Annotated in this window: 15 protein-coding genes; 4 read left to right on the plus strand and 11 right to left on the minus strand. The window is 41.9% G+C overall.

The window, feature by feature from the left end:
- Positions 1-31: 31 nt before the first annotated feature.
- A complete protein-coding gene (locus AAG807_RS08270) occupies positions 32-1,594 on the plus strand; it encodes a HAMP domain-containing sensor histidine kinase (RefSeq protein ID WP_341902272.1) in 1,563 nt (520 codons plus the stop codon).
- A gap of 135 nt (positions 1,595-1,729) precedes the next feature.
- Here AAG807_RS08270 and AAG807_RS08275 read toward each other — a convergent pair whose 3' ends face one another.
- Both AAG807_RS08275 and AAG807_RS08280 read right to left on the minus strand, forming a co-directional pair.
- Positions 1,730-2,695, minus strand: coding sequence for a glycosyltransferase family 9 protein (locus AAG807_RS08275; protein WP_341902274.1), 966 nt, complete (start codon positions 2,693-2,695; stop codon positions 1,730-1,732).
- 75 nt (positions 2,696-2,770) lie between these two features.
- Positions 2,771-3,652, minus strand: coding sequence for a hypothetical protein (locus AAG807_RS08280; protein ID WP_341902276.1), 882 nt, complete (start codon positions 3,650-3,652; stop codon positions 2,771-2,773).
- A 168-nt stretch (positions 3,653-3,820) separates the two neighbouring features.
- Here AAG807_RS08280 and AAG807_RS08285 point away from each other — a divergent pair, with 168 nt between their 5' ends.
- The gene (locus AAG807_RS08285; protein ID WP_341902277.1) at positions 3,821-6,829 is read left to right on the plus strand and encodes a M1 family metallopeptidase; all 3,009 of its coding nucleotides are present in this window, start codon (positions 3,821-3,823) and stop codon (positions 6,827-6,829) included.
- Positions 6,830-7,212: 383 nt separating this feature from the next.
- Here the strand turns inward: AAG807_RS08285 and AAG807_RS08290 are convergent, their stop codons facing one another.
- From AAG807_RS08290 to AAG807_RS08305, 4 genes are all read right to left on the minus strand, one after another.
- Entirely contained in the window at positions 7,213-7,908 is a 696-nt protein-coding gene (locus AAG807_RS08290; RefSeq protein WP_341902279.1) for a hypothetical protein, read from the minus strand.
- Positions 7,909-8,057: 149 nt separating this feature from the next.
- Positions 8,058-9,032 (minus strand): hypothetical protein, encoded by a 975-nt coding sequence (locus tag AAG807_RS08295; protein ID WP_341902280.1) that lies wholly within the window; start codon positions 9,030-9,032, stop codon positions 8,058-8,060.
- 138 nt (positions 9,033-9,170) lie between these two features.
- The gene (locus AAG807_RS08300; protein ID WP_341902282.1) at positions 9,171-9,524 is read right to left on the minus strand and encodes a hypothetical protein; all 354 of its coding nucleotides are present in this window, start codon (positions 9,522-9,524) and stop codon (positions 9,171-9,173) included.
- A 17-nt stretch (positions 9,525-9,541) separates the two neighbouring features.
- Entirely contained in the window at positions 9,542-11,326 is a 1,785-nt protein-coding gene (locus AAG807_RS08305; RefSeq protein ID WP_341902284.1) for a chloride channel protein, read from the minus strand.
- Positions 11,327-11,548: 222 nt separating this feature from the next.
- On the opposite strand from AAG807_RS08305, the gene AAG807_RS08310 reads away from it, so the two are divergent.
- Positions 11,549-13,054 carry an aldehyde dehydrogenase family protein gene (locus AAG807_RS08310; RefSeq protein WP_341902286.1) on the plus strand — a complete coding sequence of 502 codons (1,506 nt, stop codon included), beginning with the start codon at positions 11,549-11,551 and terminating at the stop codon, positions 13,052-13,054.
- Between the two features lie 120 nt (positions 13,055-13,174).
- On the plus strand, positions 13,175-13,549 hold the full coding sequence (locus AAG807_RS08315; protein WP_341902288.1) for a DUF779 domain-containing protein: 375 nt from the start codon (positions 13,175-13,177) through the stop codon (positions 13,547-13,549).
- Here AAG807_RS08315 and AAG807_RS08320 read toward each other — a convergent pair.
- The 5 genes from AAG807_RS08320 to AAG807_RS08340 all read right to left on the minus strand — a co-directional run bounded on the left by AAG807_RS08320 (position 13,536) and on the right by AAG807_RS08340 (position 21,562).
- Entirely contained in the window at positions 13,536-14,468 is a 933-nt protein-coding gene (locus AAG807_RS08320) for an AraC family transcriptional regulator (protein ID WP_341902289.1), read from the minus strand. The genes AAG807_RS08315 and AAG807_RS08320 overlap by 14 nt on opposite strands.
- Positions 14,469-14,636: 168 nt before the next feature.
- Positions 14,637-17,924 (minus strand): gliding motility-associated C-terminal domain-containing protein, encoded by a 3,288-nt coding sequence (locus AAG807_RS08325; protein ID WP_341902292.1) that lies wholly within the window; start codon positions 17,922-17,924, stop codon positions 14,637-14,639.
- A 187-nt stretch (positions 17,925-18,111) separates the two neighbouring features.
- Positions 18,112-19,371 (minus strand): pitrilysin family protein, encoded by a 1,260-nt coding sequence (locus AAG807_RS08330; RefSeq protein WP_341902294.1) that lies wholly within the window; start codon positions 19,369-19,371, stop codon positions 18,112-18,114.
- Positions 19,368-20,609, minus strand: coding sequence for a pitrilysin family protein (locus tag AAG807_RS08335; protein WP_341902296.1), 1,242 nt, complete (start codon positions 20,607-20,609; stop codon positions 19,368-19,370). The genes AAG807_RS08330 and AAG807_RS08335 overlap by 4 nt, the downstream gene beginning before the upstream one ends.
- Positions 20,606-21,562 (minus strand): nitronate monooxygenase, encoded by a 957-nt coding sequence (locus AAG807_RS08340; protein ID WP_341902297.1) that lies wholly within the window; start codon positions 21,560-21,562, stop codon positions 20,606-20,608. Before AAG807_RS08340 ends, AAG807_RS08335 begins: the two co-directional genes overlap by 4 nt.
- Positions 21,563-21,699 lie beyond the last annotated feature (137 nt).

Here is a 21,699-nt window from a genome sequence, read left to right on the forward strand (position 1 = left end):
AAAACCACGTTTTTAATTACATTCGTAACACATGAATTTATACTCGAACAAACAAACATGGAAAATTGTGCTGCTCATCGTGGCATTGATAACCGTAGCTGCTTCACTTTGGGTATCGAATTCAACCGTACAAAAAGTATCCGACCGCGAGCGTTTGCGTGCCAAGCAATGGGCGGATGCCATCAAGAAAAAAGCGGAATTGGTTGAATTTACCAATCGTGCATTTCAACAATTACGTGGATACGAACGTCGGAAGATCAAGTTGTACCTCGATGCTACGATGGAAATTTCCAAAGTTCCGCTCGATCTCAATTGTTTCCCCGATTACAGTTTTCCTACCGGTATCATTGAAGAGAACACGGATATTCCAGTCATTCTCGTGGATGATCAGAACCAGATTTCCAGCTATACGAATATCGATTTCGATACGGCTGATTTGCGCGCACTCTATCCGGGGGCAAGCAAAAAGGAATTAAACAAAAAATACGAAGATAGTTTATTGGTCCTGACGACTGTTTGGGAGAAAAAGAATCAACCCTTCCGGATCGAAGTAGTTGAGGGATTGACCATGACTTCCTTTTACACCGACACCAAACGCACCATTCAACTGGAACGCGAACGCGATTCCCTGATCACAGCTTTCAATAATGAGTTGATCAATGACTCCAAACTGATTCCGGTAGTTTTGATGGCTAAACAGAAGGACTCCTTAATTGCAAGCAACTTACCGAAGGACAGGACTACGGAAAAAAATCTCAAGAAAACACTGCACTCATTGGAATTGGTGAATGAACCGATCAAGATCTCCTTTGGCGGCGATGAGGTGAACCTGCTCTATTTCGATAACTCGGACGAGTTGAAGCAGCTGCAGTTTTTTCCATACATCCAGTTCCTGATCATCGGGCTCTTCATCTTTATAGGTTACCTGCTCTTCAGCACCTTCCGGAAAGCGGAACAAAACCAGGTTTGGGCAGGAATGGCTAAGGAAACAGCTCATCAATTAGGAACACCACTCTCTTCCCTGATGGCTTGGATCGCCTTATTGGAAACACAGGATATCGACCAGAACATCATTGCGGAAATGCAAAAGGATATTGAACGCCTGGATACCGTTTCCCAACGTTTTTCAAAGATCGGATCCGAAACACAATTGATCCAAAGTGATATCCGTGTCACCATCCAGGGAGTGATGGATTATTTGCGTCCACGCATTTCACAAAAAGTGGAAATGACCACCCATTTTGAAGAAGAAGCGATCCTGGTAAGTCACAACAAATCGTTGATGGAATGGGTGATGGAAAACATTATCCGCAACGCTGTGGATGCAATGGAATCGAAAGGAAAATTGGACGTGACGGTCAAAACCGTTCCTGAACGCGTGTATATTGAGATTACCGATACCGGAAAAGGATTGTTACCCAAACAATTCAAATCGATCTTTGAACCGGGTTACACCACCAAGAAACGTGGCTGGGGATTGGGGCTTTCCCTGGTGAAACGAATTGTAAAGGAATACCACAAAGGAAAAGTGTACGTGGTGCATTCGGAAATTGGAAAAGGAACCACAATCCGGGTGAGTTTGCCATTGAAGTGACTTCGACTACGCTCAGCCACCTTCAACACTTTCTCCAACAGATAATTGTTACCCGAAAATTGCACACATTTGTAAATCGACAAATTTTAAAGTATTTTTCCATAGAAACAATAAGGTGGCTGAGCGTAGTCGAAGTCACACATTCACATCTATATCCCCGCATTTGAAATGTCCTTCCGGACAAACCTTCCCTCCGTGTAAACCACAAGGTCTGCAGGTTAATGCTTCTTTTGTTTCACGGATTTCACTATCATCTGAAAGCGGTCCGAAACCAAAACGGGGAACGGTTGCGCAGAAAAATGCAGTTACCGGAGCATTTACAGCCGTAGCCATGTGCAAAGGACCAGAATCGTTTACAAAACAACGTGCAGCCTTTTCAAATAATGCACAGGATTCCAACAAATTCAGTTTTCCGGCCAGGTTATTTTCAGAAGGCAGATCTGCTGCTTCCAATATGCGTTGACAGAGATCAAAATCAGGCGGTCCGCCCACCAGATAAACTGCTCCTTTCCGTTTCAGGTTATTCGCCAATTCAATCCACTTGGCTTCCGGCAATTGTTTCGTAAACCAAACGGAAGCTGGTGCAAGCGTGTAAAATGGCGTGTTCGTATACGGGGCAACTTTCGATCGGTCTTCATCAGATGGAAAAACAGCAGGACGAACCAATTTCCCGGCCCCATGGTGAGCAATACATTCCAGGTTTCGTTCCACTTCGTGCTTCCCCGTTCCTATTTCGTGTTTGATCTTGATATCGTAACAAAAGGAAAAGGGATTCTTGTCGAAACCAACCTTCTTCTTTGCTTTCGAAAGAAACGTGATGATCCCGGAACTTCCGAATCGCTGCAGGTTGATCACCTCATCGTACTTCTTCGTTCGGAAAACACCAATCAGTCGGCGCATCTCTTTCCATTTTCCCTCTTTCTTGTTAAAGGAAAACACTTCGTGAATAGCCGGGTGATTTTTCAAAATGGCTTCATTTCCTTTCCGGACCAAGACATCCACTTCCGCTTCCGGATACAAACGTTTCAGTTCACTGATCACCGGAGTAGCCAGAATGACGTCCCCTAAAAAAGCTGTTTGAATGACTAAAAAACGTTGCATGGGGTAAAAGTAAGCAAAAAACAAAACAAGTCGGGGCGAATCCCGTACATACGGGACGCCCCGACTCGTTTTTCATTAAAACTTTGGCAGCGAGAAGTCCACATCCACCAAGCCAATCTCAAAACGGTTCTTACTGATTTCTTTCAATTCACTCTCCGTAAAATCATTCTTAAATCCAACTTGTGTATTGTACATCGTTGGTAATTTCTTGTAAAAGTGATATTGATCCACCCAGCTGGCATACATCCACGGAGACATATTTCCGATCTTAACTTCATTCAGGAAAACAGGCTTCATCCGTTGATAAAACTCTTCATTTCCTGCACTGTGAACCAATACGTACCAAATACAAAACTCTCCGAGTTGTAATCTCTTTTCTCCCGGAAAACCAATCCGACGAACCATGTCTTCCAATAATTTCTCATTGACACGATTCATCGAATCCAATTGATCCTGAAACTGTTTATTATCCGGATTGGTATGCCATTGATTCCGGTAAAACTTATCCCAATACGTCAGACTATCAATCACAGCTATCAATGAATCCGCATTTTTAGGACGAATTTTCGCTGAATTCTCAAATCCTTCGTTGACCAATTGATTCTCCTGTTCATTAAACCCTTCCATCAATTTATCTGGCTGAAGCTCTTCCACATACCAAAGTGTGCGCATGTCAAAAGACGGAACGGACCAACAGGTTTTCAAGGATATCGCAGCAAGCGAATCATTTCCGAGTTTCTTATAACAATAACTTTGGAGACGGTAGTCTTCACCGTAGAGCATTCCGTATTTTTTTTTGACGGCTTCCAGTTTCTGCAAACTTTCTGTATACTTTGCATCTTTGACAGCTAACATGTATGCCTGATTGACCTCTTGCTTGTAAACAATGTGATCAAAAGATTGTGCCTGAACAAAGGAGATGCACAGTACAAATAAAAATGTGGTTAGTCTTTTCATAAGGAGTTTTTTCTGATAATGTATGGACTCTTAATTGGTTACAAGATAATCATTCATTCTTCTTTCCTTGCAGTGCAGCGAAAACAAGTCGGGGCGAATCCCGTACATACGGGACGCCCCGACTTGTTAATTCATTATTCCTTAACTTTGTATCCTTATTCCCATTTAATGAAAATTCGTTTACTCCTACTAATTGTCCTTTTGGGGACAATCCTATTCCAATCCAACGCACAATCTTATTGGCAGCAAAAGGTCGATTACACCATTACTGTAAAATTGGATGATGTAAAACATTCGTTGAGTGGTTACGAGAGCTTTGTCTACCACAATAATTCGCCCCAAACACTGGATTTCATCTACATTCATTTGTGGCCCAATGCTTATACCAGTGGAAAAACAGCTCTGGGGAAACAATTGTACGAAAGTGGTGAAACGCTGCTCTCTTTCGGGAAAGATTCCATTCGCGGGGGAATTGATTCACTTCATTTTCAGGTCAACGGACAGGATGCTTCCTTTTCGTTCGAACCAAAGAACCCGGATATTGCCAAATTGCAATTGAATACTCCTTTAAAACCCGGTGAATCCATAACGGTTACCACTCCTTTCCATGTCAAAATCCCTTCCGGAGAAGTTTCCCGTTTGGGACATGTCGGACAATCCTACCAAATCACCCAATGGTATCCGAAACCTGCTGTTTACGACAAGAATGGCTGGAACCAGATTCCTTATCTGACCCAAGGAGAATTTTATTCGGAATACGGAACATTCGATGTTTCGATCACGCTTCCCAAAAATTACGTGGTCGGGGCAACCGGAGATTTGCAAACAGCATCCGAAATTGGGTTTATGGATGAAAAGGCAGCTTACACAAAAGATAACTTTCAATCGCTCCTACAAAAGGAGAATCGCAACAATAAATTCCCAACTTCTTCCACTGAATGGAAAACGATTCGCTACACACAGAAAGATGTCCATGATTTTGCCTGGTTTGCTGATAAACGTTACGCGGTTCTGAAAGGAGAAGTGGAATTGCCGCATTCCAAACGCAAAGTGACGACCTGGGCTTTATTCACTCCGAAAAATGCCGGTTTGTGGAAACGTTCATCGGAATACATTCACGACGGAACGTATTACTATTCGCTTTGGAATGGAGATTATCCATACAATCAAGTGACTGCGGTCGACGGAACGATTTCTGCCGGAGGAGGAATGGAATACCCGAACGTAACGGTGATCGGGAATGCAAGTTCGGATACGGAACTGGAGGTGGTTATCGTCCACGAAGTGGGACACAACTGGTTTTATGGAATTCTGGGAAGCAACGAACGCATTCACGGATGGATGGATGAGGGAATGAATACCCTGAACGAAATGCGTTACATGTACACCAAATACCCGAATAACACCTATTTATCGAATCAGATCCTGGATGGTAAATTTCACTTCGACCACCTGAGTCATTACAATTCCGGAGATTTCATTTATCGGATAGTAGCCGGTCTTGGTGAGGATCAGCCGATTGAAACACATTCCGCCCAATTTGCGGATATCAATTATGGCGCGGTGATGTATATGAAAACGGGATTAGTCTTCAACTATCTGAAACAATACCTGGGGGATTCCTTGTTCGACCAATGCATGCAAACTTATTATACCGAATGGAGTTTCAAACATCCGCAACCGGAAGATATGCGGGCAACTTTGGAACGCGTTTCGGGAAGAGATTTGTCGTGGTTGTTCACGGATCTGATCCAAACAACGAATCATATAGATTACAAGATCACGAAAGTCAAATCATTTGGAGGAAAAACTACGGTTACTGTGAAAAATGCCGGACAGGTTGACGGACCAATCGAAGTCACAGGTTTTCGCGATGGCAAAAAAATCCAGACACTGTGGGTCGAAACCGGAGTAAACAAATCGGAAATCACTTTTGATTCTGAAATGGATGCTGTGCAGATCAATGCAAGTGGAAGAGCTCCTGAAATCAACCAATCGAATAATTATTGGCATCAAAAAGGATTGTTCGGAAAAATAGAAGCTCCTCGTCTGCAATTATTCACAGGAAAGAACGAACCTACACGAAGCAACTTGTTCTGGAGCCCGATTCTGGGTGGAAACGAATACGACAAATTCATGTTGGGATTGGCTCTTCATAACTTCAGCATTCCGAATAACCGCTTTCAATTTCTTTTGGCTCCGATGTATTCATTCGGTGGAAAACGGGTTTCGGGAATTGCCGAAGCGAGCATCACCTGCTTGCCGAAAAAGAACCTCAAACTTTCCCGATTCGGGGTTTCGCTTCGTTCATTCAAGAATGACACTTTGGGTAGAAATGATGGTTATTACGTAGCGGTTTTACCTTATTGGACAGCCAAAATCGGAAATCGCATCGGAGGACCGATCAGTCAGAACATCCGCATCCAATCCATGTACCGTTTGGATGTCTTCCGACCGAAACAACGCGAACTAATTGGCGGTTACCTGCAATATGATTTCAATTATTCAAAAGCGGATCACATCGTGGATTTACAGGTCCGCTCAGACTATGCAGCAAATCCGGTGAACAGTGATAACTTATCGCGTTCATCGATTGCAGCAACCTACAAATACCGGTACATCAAAAACAAGCGTTCACGCTGGGTCGAACTACGTTTGTTTGCCGGGAATTACTGGAACTTCAACATGTACAATTCCGGGAATGTGTCAAACTATGCGTTTGCTTTAAGCGGTGCAAGCGGAGGTCAGGACTTATTTGTGGAAGATTATTTCTTCGGTCGTTCTGCGCAAAGTGGAATCTGGTCGCAGCAACGTCTGGACAATATGGGAGGATTCCGTTCGACGGTTGGGAATGGAAAATCCGGATATTTCGGTACAACGACAACCTGGATGACCACTGCAAACTTTTATATGGAAACACCGATCGGTCCGAAAATCTTTGGAATCTATGCGGATTTCGGAGTGTTTGACCAGGCATACAAATCAAAACCTACCCAGGCTTATGATGTAGGATTGGCTATGCGTTTGGGAACTGTTTTCGGGATTTACTTCCCTGTCCTTCAATCTAAAAACATTACTGACGCTTATTTGACTAAGAATTATGCGGAGCGAATCCGTTTCACGGTGAAATTCAACTTGACGAATAAGCCTTTGAATTTCCTGAAGTTGTTGCCTTGATTGTTTCCCGCAGACGAGCACAGAAGAACACGGAAGTTTTGAATTGCTAATAGGGCTAAACACTTCATAACACCCTGATTCTACTGGGCAAATAGACAGATGTCTATGCATATTAGCACGTAGATTTCGCTGATTTACTGTGTTTATTTTGTGGATTGGGAGTGAAATAAGTCGCAAACCAGTCAGATTTACGCAGATAAAAACAGGTATTTGTCTACGAAGTCGAATCATATAGATTTTAATTCCATACCAACATAAAACATTCTCACCCTCTTTGATTTCACTGGGCAAATAGACACATGTCTATGAGTCATTTCGAGTTAGGATTTCCCTGAGTTTGGAACACGCAGATTTGATCGATTTGCGTATATAAACAGTTTGTTCTAAACTTCATCCACCCCTAACTTTTTATTCTCCATTATTCTTTCTACCAAATCCCTGAATGTTTCCAGGTCTCGGATCTTCAGAGTACATTTGTTAATCCAATGGGGAAATATCCTATCAATCCAATATTTGAGTCGTTTTTCCAAATATGAATCGGTTTCCAATTTATGAAAGGTCTTAACACCCGTTAACGTCGCTTCCTCGATAAGTGGAGAAAAATTTTCATTAACATATAGAAACTCCTCGATTTTGGTTGAAGGTTTTAAATTAGTAACATCAACCCCTTTGTCCTTTAAATTTATCTTTAATGTTAAAAACACAGCAGCCGATAAACATTCCGATCCAAATCCTTTCATGGGCTGAATTATTTCTCTTTCTGCAACCGTAGATAAAAAATCACAAAGATCTCCAAGCGTTTGTTTCTTATCAGGTGTCAAAATTTGTTTCCAATCATTTAATGGAACTTCAATTCTGAATTCCTGATTTAAAAACTCGGCATACTCCTTCCAAGGAAGTAAATCATTCGCATCACGAAGTTCAGAAATGGTAGTGTCACGATTTAAAATCGCATAGGGATCAGCGTTCGGATCCAATGGACTGCAAAGCCGGTGTTGCTCTTTGAAAATTTCAAGAAGTTCATCTGATGTGTAAAACACTTTTTTATTCATTTCGCTGTTTCGTAATGATACAATCATTTAGAAAATTGTCACGGGATCAAACCCCAACGCTTCAATAGCAGGAGCCAATTCATCCGCCATAAATTCCCGTTCTTCCGTATCCAATTCATCCCATGGAAGATTATCAAGCTATTCATACAATTGACATCCATTTAGTTACTTAAAAATTAGTCATAATCTTCTAATCCAATTAAATAAGTATGGATTCTCTTTTCCCACTTTTGTTGTTGTACTCTATTTTCTCCCAAGTTTGTTTCCATCATATATAGCGCATTCATTTCTTCTTTTTGACTGATGATTTCCTCTATTAAACGATTCGCATTCGTTATGTCAGAATCAGCTTCCGCGAAATAAAGCCCCATTTCTTCAAATATCCTTTTATAATCTACCCGACTGATTGTTTTCCACCTAAAATACTTCCGGATCCTGCGAGCGTGGTATTCACAAATATCAACATACAAGCGCTCATGCTCCAATTGCTCATTTGTTTTAAACTCATCGCGGATAAAAGAGCCTTCAGAATCCATGAATGCCTCTACTACAACCGAAGGGATATTCCCCATTTCATTTACTTTATACTTAATGGCATTTCCGGTTATAGCTCGAATGTTATCCGAATTCAATTCAAAGTCATCGATTAAATAATATGACTCGTTTTTGTGGTTGCTATAAGAATCTTCATAATCATTCCATTCAAATCCTTCTTCTGACCAGGCAACTTTGTTGGAATTAAAATAACGCAAGAGCATTCTATCGGAAATTAAAACAACAATTAGATTGCAACTCAATAACAAAATAAAGAAAAGCTTCAAATCGGGTCTTTTTCGTAATTTGAATATGACCCAGCCTAAAAGAATGACTAAAATGAGATGAACAAACACATTGTAATCCTCAAATATTATCTTGTGAAGGATTACAAAGATGGTAAATCCAAGACTTAGGTATCCAATTCCGTTCCATGGTTTTCTTTTTACGAAATGGTAAATAGAAGTGATCAGAAATGCTATACTTGAAAGACCGCTTAACCAAGCTATAAAAAAAGGAATTGCGTTCCAGCCATTACCATTATTATAAGAAGGATACAAGATCAATAGCGTAATTAACGCTAGTAAATAAATAACCAATGCTACGATTAACTTCATGGGTGGTGTTTTTTGCTAAGATAAGGAGGAATTTAAATCAGTTTCGTTCTTTTTGAATCATCCGCATGAGATTATCCAATTCATTCGAATTCACAATATAATCAGTAACGTATAGGTGATTTTTCTTTAATTGATTAATTAATCCTGATTTACTTTACCTTTTCTCCAAAGATCAACAGATTTAATTTCTTCGATCTTAATCGAAACGGGCTTTACCATTGGTTGTGAATAATTAATGAGCTCCCCATTTTCAAATACAATCACATATTCCCTTTGTTTTTTCAAACGGTAATAAAATCTTGCAAGCATTCCGAAAAAGAGAAAAAACAGCAATAAAAATAAGAGCAATACTATTTTCTGCAAGTTAAACTCTCTCGATTCAACGATACTCACACCAATGACAATAATCATTATATGTAATGAAAAAGCCGTCAAAATCAAAAATGAAATCATCCGCTTCTTGTATTTCCGATGGTCAATTTTTAGTTTCATGGTTTAGTTGTTTGTCCCTACTCCACAATATTCTCCATCACTCGTTTCCTATAAGCTTCCAGCAATCTATGTTTGGAGTAATATCCCAGTACCTGGTCGTTGTCAATCACTGGCAGATAATTCAATTTGGAGGTTTCGAACATCTCCATCACCTGCTCCATGGTGTTTCGTGGATTAAGGGAATAACGGATCGGTTCCATGAGCAGCTCCAACGGCGTATTCGGTTCGGAAGAATAAACGGGTAAAATGGTTGGCAGGTCGTCGAGGTAAATCATACCGAGGAGCATTCCGTTATCCGAAACGATCGGGATCAGCGCCTGATGCGAATATTGAATGGTCAGGAACAAGGTCGAAACGGTATCTATCGGATTCAGGACCACGAGTGTTTCTTCCAGAATATCTTCGCTATCAATGGACGACAAAATATGCCGGTCTTTATCGGCGCGAACCACATGTCCTTCATCTGCCAACTTCACGATGTCCATCGAATGATTCAGATAACGCTTCGAAATGGCGAAACTGATGGAGGAAACAATCATCAGTGGAATCATCAGACCATAACCTCCTGTGATTTCGGCAATGAGGAAGATGGAAGTCAGAGGAGCGTGAAACAATCCACTGAGTAGACCAGCCATTCCGACCATGGTGAAATTGGTGATCGGAAGCGCAAATCCTAAACCGGTCAGGTTCCATCCATAAGCAAAGGCAAAACCGGTGTAACTTCCAACAAAAAGAGATGGTGCGAAATTTCCTCCGTTTCCTCCCGAGCCAAGAGTTAGTCCCGTAGCGATTGCTTTCAGGAATACAACAGCTCCAATGAATATTAAGGGAAACCAGGATTGCTTGAAGGATTCGAACAAGGTTCCGTCCAATAACCCGAAAACCTTTTCAGTGGAAAGCGAACGGATGCTGTCGTATCCTTCACCAAACAAAGACGGAAAAATAAAGATGAGTGTCGACAATAACAATGCCCCCACAATTCCTTTCTGATAGGCTTTCAGTTTCCAGTGTTCGATCCAGGTTTCGATCCGGTTGAATACCCGATTATGGTAAACGGAGATAAAACCCGTCAGAAGTCCCAGAATGATGTAAAAAGGCACATTTCGCAGTTCGAAAGCCGCCATGTTTTTAAACGACAGTAAAATACTCTCATTTAAAATTGCTCCTGAAAGCAGAGCTCCCGAAGCGGAGGCCAGCATCAAGGGAATAAAAGCCGTGATCCCGACATCTGCCAGCAATACTTCCATCGTAAACAACACTCCGGCGATGGGTGCGTTAAATGCCGCTGCAATTCCGGCTGCAACACCGCAAGCCAATAATAAGGTTCGCTCCTTAGTGGAAAGTTTGTAAACACGTGCATAATTGGATCCGAATGCTGCACCTGTTATGGTTACCGGGGATTCCAATCCGGCAGAACCACCAAAACCAACGGTGACGGATGCGGTGATGACTTGTGCATACATCTGCTTACGTGGCATGATGCTCGATTTCTTGTTGATTGCATAAATGATGCGCCAGGTTCCCTTCTCCAGTTTGCCATTCAAGAGTCTCTTGGTAATGAAAATCGTCAGGACAATTCCGAAAACGGGTAAAATGAAATCGACGTACTTGAAATGCAATTGTTGATTGAGTTCCTTGGCGAAAACCAATACCATGTGGGCAAATGATTTGAGCACCACCACTGCCAAAGCAGAAGATAGTCCAACGATCACGCTTGAAATGAGTAAGAATTGCCGGGGAGTTAAACTATTTCTGAGAAAGAAAATTCCACCGTTCAGTTTTCGCAAAAATCGAGTAAACATGGCCTAAAAATACAACATATAATTGCGAATACCGAATTGAATAAAGAGTCAAGACTTTTAGAGACAAGAGTCAGGACAAATTTGTTTTTAATTCAATTTTTTGTCTTGACTCTTGTCTCTTGACTCTTAATAAAGAAACAATTGTGCTATTATTTGAATGAATAGTGCTATCAAACTTTTCACTTTCCGAGTTCATTTGTAATTCTATAAAATCGATAAACTATGAGCTCAACAGCACAAAGACCAAATTTCAAGCCCCAGTATGATAATTTCATCGGAGGGAAATTTGTAGCTCCTGTTTCAGGAGAATATTTTGATAATATTTCTCCAATAGACGGGAAAGTTTTCACCAAAGCAGCAAGATCAACGAAGGAAGATATTGAACTGGCTTTAGATGCAGCGCACGCAGCATTTCCAACTTGGTCAAAAACATCCGTTACGAATCGTTCCAATCTGTTATTGAAAATTGCAGATATCATGGAAGCAAACCTGGAGTTACTTGCAACCGTTGAAACCATTGACAATGGAAAGGCAATTCGCGAAACACGCGCAGCAGATTTACCTTTATGTATCGATCATTTCCGTTATTTTGCCGGAGTCATTCGTTCGGAAGAGGGAACAATCTCGGAACACGACGAATTTACCGTAAGCATCAATCTGCACGAACCTTTGGGAGTTGTCGGTCAGATCATCCCCTGGAATTTCCCCTTGTTGATGGCGACCTGGAAAATTGCACCTGCACTGGCTGCCGGAAATTGTGTGATTGTAAAACCTGCAGAACAAACTCCTACTTCCATTATAGTTTTGATGGAATTGATTCAGGATATCTTGCCTGCCGGAGTTCTGAATGTAGTGACAGGTTTTGGTCCTGAAGCCGGAAAACCATTGGCTACATCTCCACGTATTCAAAAAGTAGCTTTTACAGGTGAAACTACAACCGGAAGATTGATCATGCAGTATGCATCCGAAAATCTGATTCCTGTGACCATGGAATTGGGTGGAAAATCTCCAAACATCTTCTTCCCTTCCGTGGCAGATCACGACGATGCATTTTTTGACAAAGCCATTGAAGGTGCCGTATTATTTGCACTGAATCAAGGGGAAGTTTGTACTTGTCCTTCCCGAATTCTCGTGCATGAATCCATTTACGACAAATTCATGAAACGTGTGATTGAGCGCACCAATGCCATTGTTACCGGAAATCCATTGGATGGAAATGTAATGATGGGTGCTCAAGCTTCAAACGACCAATACGAAAAGATCCAATCTTATTTGAAAATCGGAATTGAAGAAGGTGCTGAAGTTCTTGCAGGAGGAGGCGCAAATAAACTTCCAGGAGATTTGGGTGGCGGATATTACATTCAACCGACCATCTTAAAAGGACACAACAAAATGCGCGTTTTCCAGGAGGAAATTTTTGGACCGGTGGTTTGTGTGACCACATTCAAAACGACAGAAGAAGCATTGGAAATTGCGAACGATACCTTGTATGGTCTGGGAGCTGGAGTCTGGACGCGAGATGCACACGAATTGTATCAGGTTCCGAGAGCCATTCAGGCAGGACGTGTTTGGGTGAACAGTTATCACGCTTATCCCGCTCATGCTCCATTCGGAGGATACAAAAAGTCCGGATTCGGGCGTGAAACACACAAGATGATGTTGGCTCATTACCGCCAAACCAAAAACATGCTGATTTCTTACGACAAAAATAAACTAGGCTTCTTTTAATAAAGGAAGTTCAAAGGATGTTCGGGGTGAGAGACTGCGGTCTTTCAATCAAGTCCGCGGAGCAGTTTGTTTCGCGGACTTTTTCTAAATATTACAACTTTGCATTAATACTCAGAAACCATGCACAAACGAATTGATATCACGCCAGAAGCGATTGAAGTAATCAATCAGCTCAAAAAACGTTTTGGAGAACTGATGTTTCATCAAAGTGGCGGTTGCTGCGATGGTTCACAACCGATGTGCTTTGAAAAAGGGGATTTCAAAGTTGGAGGGAGTGATGTTTGTTTGGGAGAAATAGAAGGTTGTGATTTTTGGATGAGTAAGGATCAATTTGAATACTGGAAGTTCACGCATCTGACATTGGATGTTACACCAGGAAGAGGATCCAGTTTTTCGCTTGAAATTCCAATGGGAATCCGGTTTATGATCAAAAGCCGATTATTTACGGAGGAAGAATCTGCGGATCTTACACCTTTAAGATTTACAGAAGAGTGATTTTCTGGCATTGTTGAAATTGTTTAGGAGTAATCCCTTCAATTTTCTTGAATGCACGAATGAAATAATTGCAATCATCAAACCCTGATTCGAAACAGACCTGATTCACCTGAATATCTTGGTTTTTCAACAAGGACTTTGCGTACTTGATGCGCTCTTTCAACACAAACTCATTCGGACTCATTCCTAATTCCCGTTTGAAATACCGGTAAAAGGAAGTTTTGCTCATACACGCTTCGTTTGTCAAGTCTGACACTGTCAGTTTATCATTGATGTGTTCCCGAATAAATTGAACAATGTGTTTCAACAAAGAGGAATGATCCTGAAAACTGTTTCCCTGAATGGCATTCCTGGTTTGCAGTTGGATCATGTGAATCAATAGTTCCTGCAATGCAATATCGGCAAGCACATCTTTTGCCTGATTCGCACTCATACAAATCTTGATGAGTTTGTTGATGGTTGTCGCCATCTCTTCGTTGTTGTAAAAGAAATAATCGGAATGATTCAATTTCCAAAAATGAGTCGATTGTTCCTTCGGATAACGCTCATTCAAAAAATGCAAGGTGTCTTCGATCTTCTGACGATCAATTGCTAAAGCCAGACATTGTGTGGGGTTATCAAAACTTGCTTCCGGGAAATCAATTTTCATTTCAACCTGGGAGGGAACAATGACTGTTTCGCCCGGAAAATAATCAAACTCCGGATCATCAAACAAATGCATCACTTTCTTTCCGCGCAGCATACTCGTTACCACGAGGTCATTGAATTTCAAGGGAACTAAATGGGACTCCTGATAGGTTTCAAACAAATTCAATTCACAATAATCCAAGGTGTGAACGGTTCGGTTCTCCACCAATGTTTTCAAGGAAGATTCATTGGTCAGTCCGGGTGTCAGCAATTTTTGTCCTGAAGTTCTCATAGTTCCAATTAGCTCCTTAAGGTAAGCATTTTCAGGGAAACTTCGACTACGTTCAGCTACCTTTTATAAAAAATCTTAAGAATTCAGACTTGACAAAAGTACTTGGCTATATTAAACATAACTCCTTATAAATAAGGAAGTTGACTGAGTGTAGTCGAAGGCAACTTATTAATGGATCACGCTCACATTCCCCCGGAAAAAGTACTCCTGATTATTTCCATCTACTACTTTGAGAACATAGACGTAGAGATTTGGAGCAACCAGTTTTCCGCTTTGCTGATGGACACCATCCCAACCTACTGTCGGGTCATTGGTTTGGAATACCACTTGTCCCCAACGATCGACAATGGAAAACTCGTATTTGGAAATATCCTGGAAGGAAACCACCGGAATGAAGATCGGATTCAATCCACCCGGAGTAAACGCATTCGGCACGTAAACCAATGGTTCAATAACCGCGCATGCATCATTTGAAAGACTCAATTCCTGAATCCCATATTGATTGGTCGCTTCTTCTGCAATCACATAATAACAAACTTTACCGCTATGCTCGAAGCCCAATTCATCCACCAAATCTTCAAAATAACGTTGACTTGGAGGGACAACTGCTGTCGGTGTTGGCGGGAAAAACCCATCAATTCCGCGATAAATCTGATATTGCAGAACGCCTCCGTCGTAATCCCCGTATTGGGACCAATTCAGATAAGTCGACAATTTTGTCTGATCCGCTGTCACCCGCAATAAGACGGTTCTCGCTTTATTTGAAATCGCACCCAAACTTCCACAACTGTCCACAACAACTGCACGATAGGTATAACTGAAGTTATCCACGTCGACATCCGTGTCTGTGATTGAAAGCGTAGAACTGGATGCGGGAACTTCTCCCAATAAATCAAATTGACCTGTTGCCAAATTGAACTTTTCAAAACGCACTGCCTGCACATTGGTTCCGGTTGAAATCTCATGACGCAGAACGATCGTACTTTGATCCACTGTTGCTACCCGCAAATAATTGATCGCAGGTGGCGTAGGTGCTGTGATAAAAAACGATTGAAGGTTCGAAAATGCCTCAAAACCATTGGAATTATTCGCTTGGATGGTGACTGTGTAATTCTGCAACGGAATACAATCCAAATTGTAAAATTCGTCCGTAGTTGTTCCAACTGCTACCCAGGGACCAGTTCCCTGTTTCACGAAAATCGTATAACCTGTCAGATTCGCTCCCCAACCGACATAAGGTGTCCAAGTCAATTCTGCTTGCGCGTTACAACTATTGGTTGAATACGTGAGATACATGCTGGTATTCAATTCGGCTTTTGCAGAAGTTTGATAAGTTGGTGGAATTGCAGGAGTGAAACACGAATCAAAGGCTGCTATCGAATACGTTTCAGGTCCTGTAATCGGAATCGGATGATTGTATGTTGTATTGGCGATTCCCCAAACGGTATCGATTTCAACAATGAATCCATTCGCATCTTTATGATAAACAATGTATCCATAAGTATCCGGCGCATAATTCTGATCCCAGGTAATCACCACATTCCCCGTAAGCGTATCAATGGAAACACTTGAAATAACCGGGATTTTCGGCGTGATGTCATCTTGCAGATTATCTCCGATAATATTGGACGACCACTGACAAGTCGGAGTGGAATAAACGACCTGGTAATTCAAAAACGCGGAACAGATATCGATGGTATCGATGAAATGGGTGGTAGTGTATGGAAGTACCGCTAACGAAGTCCAGGTTCCGGTCGGATATTCTCTGTAAATCGTGCAAAAATTATCCATTCCCGGAAGCGGGTTCGGAGCCGGAAGATTCCAATCCAACACTGCTGTTCCATTTGCAGGGTTCAACAAATCCAAATGGACATTTTTAACCGTATCACTCGATAAAGTGACATTACATCCTGATTTCACCTGAACGTAGTAATCGTTTTCAATCCCGGGATTTGGAACCGTAACAGTGGTTGTTCCGATCGGATAATTTCCAATCAGTCCGTTTTGAATGGAATACAATTCAAAATCCACAAAGGTGTTATTCGGGTTCAGAACGGGATCCCATGTGATATCCAGGTTGCCATTCGGTTGCGAAGAAATGCAGTTGATCGTAGTTGCAGGAATGATTCCCGGATTCTTCACATGAATGGTAATTGTCTTGAAAGTCGTTTTAGGGATCTGACAGAAATTATCCTGCACTCTGAACACAAATGTATAGGTCTTTTCGTCGTCACTATTTCCATGTGCATCAACCAAGTGTGCACAATCTGTTTGCCACGAAAAATTGGTCGATACTCCTTGAACTCCTGTAATAATCGGTGTTTGATTCAAGGTTGCGCAAGGTGCCACGTCACAACCGGAAGTACTTGTAAAGTTCGTCCCGAATTGGGAACCACTTGCATTGAGGTAATTGCTCTGAGGGGTTCCGTCTTGCAAAAATTCCACATCCGTTGCCGTAAGTGTAAAGTTGACCAATGCTCCGGCATTCACCGTTGTTTCAAAAAGACCTGCAAAAGGACCATTGATCACAGGAGCGTTATTGGGCGCCGCACAATTCGTGACAATTAACTGCATTTCGCGCTCAACTTCAGCTATCAGAACTCCATTCCGATAAGATTGTGCAATGACTTTGACTACAAATCCACCGATGGTGAACGAACGAAAACTCAAATGTCCGTTTTGTGAGTCCAGGGTCAGAGGAACATTCCCGGCATTGAATGTCGCATCCGGTGTTGGATTCGTAGCTCCAAAACCAGGTTCATAGGGAACAAAATCAGGATCTACCGGAGGATTATAAGTGGTTCCTTCAATGCGATCCATTGGGGCTGCCAATATCGTTACGACAGAATCCAGGTCTTCATCTACCGGATGCATGTTGTATTCGTAGTTTTCACCGGCACAAAGTACCAGGTAAGGATCTTGCAAAAATTGAGGCGAATTGTCGTTACACACACCAGCCACAGCTCCTGGAATCGCATACATCGTAGCCCGGATTGTCACCCCGTAATTGGTCGGGTTCGACAAATTGGTGATGCTTCCATTTCTGGAAAAGTTACTGTAAGTGATAATCCAACCTTGTGAAGGCGGAACTCCGGACAAAATAACCGGACTGGATTGATAAATGATCTTTTCAATGGCTCCTACTCCATTTCCTGCATTTGCTCCTGAGCCACATGAAAGTGGATTCGGAGAACCGGCAACTTGTGTACAACTGGGGGAAATATCCGTTCTGCTTACAAATAAAACGGGGATTGTCGACAAAGAGGGATGATTCCAGATTTTCAGATTCTCCGAAACAGGATTTACATCCACACCATTGCAATCGCGGTAAAAAACCAATTGAAACACGTAGCCATTTCCCGTACATTTCCACGTGATTTCACCACCCATCACATGAGTAGCATTTGCTTTAAAACATAAAGCACTTAGGATCACGAAGAGAAATACCCGAATCATAAAGTCTATAACGTAAAAATCGTCGTTTTAGTTTATATTGTTATCTCCCGCGGATTGCACGGATTTCGCAGATTATCTGAATTCCATAATATGAAATAAAAATCTGCGTCTTCTGCGAGATTTGCGGGAAATATTTAAAACATCTTAATACATTATTTAAACGTACAAATTCCAAATGAGTTGTGTCTTAACCCGCAGTAACAATTAAAAAGTCTTCGAAATTCAAATATTGCTTTGCCAATTCCTGTATACGAGCCGGAGTAATGTGTTTCACTTTCTGGATCGCCTCATCGTAAAATGCTAAAGTAAGATCGTACATATCCACACTGTTGTACATGTCCAGCATGGCGTACGGTCCATCGGCACTTTTCAACAATTGACCCAACATGTAATTTTTTACCAAGCCCAATTCGTCTTCCGATACCAATTCATCCTGCAAACGCTTTAGCTCGAATTTGATTTCATTCAGCGTCAGATCCAGCACCTCTTTTCCAACTTCGGTAACAATGACGAAATAACCTGTCTGGTTCATATCCATCATTCCGGAACCGATTCCGTAAGTATATCCTTTGTCTTCGCGGATATTAGACATCAATCGGGAACCGAAATAATCACCCAAAATGGTGTTCAGGACCTGGAAATCGATGTAATCCGGATGTGATTTCGGGAATAGGAAACGCCCCATTCGAAGAGCACATTGTACGGCGTCGTTTTTAGGAAAATCAATGCGTTGTGCCTGAAATTTAAAGTCTCCGGCATGCTGCGCTTTTCCATCAACTGCCCATTTACCGAACAGATCGATCAAAGCATCCACTTCATCCACTTCCAAATCTCCTACCAGCGTAATCCGTGTCAGACCTTCCAGATAATGTTGTTTCCAATATTTCTTGTATGCCATCAAACTCGGTTCATCGTAATCGGATTCATCTGAAATAGTGGAATAATCGACATTTGATGCAAACAGGTGTTTTCTGAATTGTTGTTGTGCAACGTATTTCACTTTCTGCTGATTGACTGCAAATTGCTGTCTCATGGAGCGTAACACATCTTCGACTTCCGATTCCCTGAAAGCAAGTCCCTGAATTGCATCTGCAACAATATTGGAAATCGCGCGGATGTGTTCGCGCAAGCAATAAATGCTTACAACTGCTGTTTCAAATGAGATATCCGTATCTAAAAATCCGCCTAAAGCATCAATTTTCTCATGAATTTCAACGGATGAAAGTTCATTCGTTCCTGATAACAAGAGACTATGGACAATGGCAGGAATACTTTTGTTTCCGCGCGTAATTCCCGCATCAAAAAACAGGTCCAGGCGAACCGTTTCATTCGGAACTTCTTTCATCCAAAGCAATTTGACGTCTTGGGTAACGTCAAAAATATGAGGTTTGACAAACGAAATGTGATCTACCTGTTTCGTTTCTGGCTGTTGGTTTCTCACACTCATTCTTTGATGGATTTAACGCGTAAAAGAGAAGTATTTTCTTTTTTAAACAATTGGTTTGCAACTATTTTTATCTGCTCGGCAGTGATACTTTGGTATAGGTTATTTTCCTCGTTCACGCCGTTGGCATCTCCCAGCAATTCATACATGCACAAATTCATGGCACGGTTCAGAAGACCCTGTTCCTGGAATTCCTTTACTGTCCGGATCTTATTCAAAAGCTTGGAGGTTTCTGCTTCGGACATGAGTTCTTTTTTGATATCATCAAACAACGGCCAAAGTGCTTTGTCCAGTTCTTCGAATGAAACACCATCACTCAACTTCCCGTCAATGATTAATAATCCTTCGTCCAATGACCCGGTAATGTATGCATTGATCGAGGTCACCAATTTCAGCTCTTTTTTCAGTTTGGAATACAAACGGGAAGATTTTTCACGCCCCAAGGCATCCGAAATGATATCTGTCACATAGTACTCAAAACTCTTCCGTTCCGGCATTTTGAAGGAATAGTAAAAGGCATCATTGGGAACTTTCCGTTCGATGGTCAATTCACGGAATTCGGTTTGAACGGGTTCCTTTGGCAGAATCCGCTCCGGTTTTAAAGATGCAGGAATATCTCCGTACCACTTCTCCACCAAACGTTTGGTTTCTTCCAAAGAGATGTTTCCCGCAATACACAAAATTGCATTTGCAGGATGGTAATGTGCTTTAAAGAATGCCTTCACATCGTCCATGGTAGCTTCTTCGATATGCTGGATGTTTTTCCCGATGGTCGCCCATTTATAGGGATGTTTCTTATATGCCAAGGGTCTCAATTCCAACCAGACGTCTCCATAAGGTTGATTCAGGTAACGTTGTTTGAATTCCTCAATCACCACGTTGCGTTGTACTTCCAGACTTTTCGGAGTGAAAGCCAAAGAAAGCATCCGGTCGCTTTCCAGCCACAAGGCTGTTTCAATATTTTGAACCGGTAAGGTGTCGTAATAATTGGTAATATCGTTTGAGGTGAAGGCATTGCTTTCACCACCGGCACGCTGCAACGGAGCATCAAAATCCGGAATATTCACGGAACCACCAAACATCAGGTGCTCAAACAAATGGGCAAAACCGGTTTTCTCTTCCGATTCGTCCCTTGCACCCACATCATAAAGCGTATTGACCACCGCCATTGGAGTGGTCGGATCAAAATGGTGCAGGACCGTCAATCCGTTTTCTAATTTAAATCGGTCAAATTCAATCATTCAAATGCATATTTTGCGTCACTTCGTTCGTTCAAAGCAAGCTTAAATTCGGTAATTATTTCGTTGACAATTTCTCCTGCGGGTTTCATTTCTTTGATCAATCCGGAAATTTGTCCCACTTCCAGCTCACCTTCGATCAGATCTCCCTCAAACATGCCCTTTTTTGCTCTTCCTCTTCCCAACAACTCATGCAACTCTTCATTCGTAGCGCAGCGTTCATAAGCTTCCTCCACTTTTTCAAAAAATGGGTTCTTGATGAGTCGAACAGGTGTCAATTCTTTCAGAGTCAACATCGTATCTCCTTCATTCGTTTTCAATACTTCTTCCTTGAAATTCGGATGTGCGGATGATTCCGGTGATGCGATAAAACGGGATCCGATCTGAACCGCGTCTGCTCCTAGTGTCATTGCGGCAAGCATTCCTCTTCCTGTTCCAATTCCTCCGGCGGCAATCAATGGAATCGAGACAACAGCTTTCACAAGTGGAATCAGGCACATAGTCGTTGTTTCATCGCGACCGTTGTGACCACCTGCTTCAAATCCTTCTGCAACAATGGCATCCACTCCGGCTTCCTGTGCCTTCAAAGCGAATTTTGCCGAAGAAACCACATGAACAACGGTAATTCCGGCTTCTTTCAAGCGAGCGGTGTATGTTTTCGGATTTCCCGCTGAAGTGAAAACAATGGGAACCTGGTGTTTGATGATCGTTTCGATATGTGCTTCAATATTCGGGTAAAGCATCGGAAGGTTTACCGCAAATGGTTTCTGCGTTGCTTCTTTGCATTTGCGGATATGTTCATCCAGAATTTCAGGATACATGGATCCGGAACCGATGATTCCGAGTCCGCCGGCATTGGAAACAGCGCTGGCTAATTCCCATCCGGAACACCAGATCATTCCTGCCTGGATCAGGGGATATTTTATTTGAAAAAGTTCAGTGATTTTATTTTTCATGAGAGAGATTCCTGCTTTCGACTATTCAATAACGAAAATACAAAGAATACCTTGAAAAGATGACTTTCAGGGTATACTTTACCACAGATGCACAGATATTGGAGGCGCTTACCAGTCGCCTCTTAAGTAAACACTCG

The sequence above is a fragment of the Fluviicola taffensis DSM 16823 genome (assembly GCF_943372375.1).
In the GTDB taxonomy this organism is placed as follows: domain Bacteria; phylum Bacteroidota; class Bacteroidia; order Flavobacteriales_D; family Crocinitomicaceae; genus Fluviicola; species Fluviicola taffensis_A.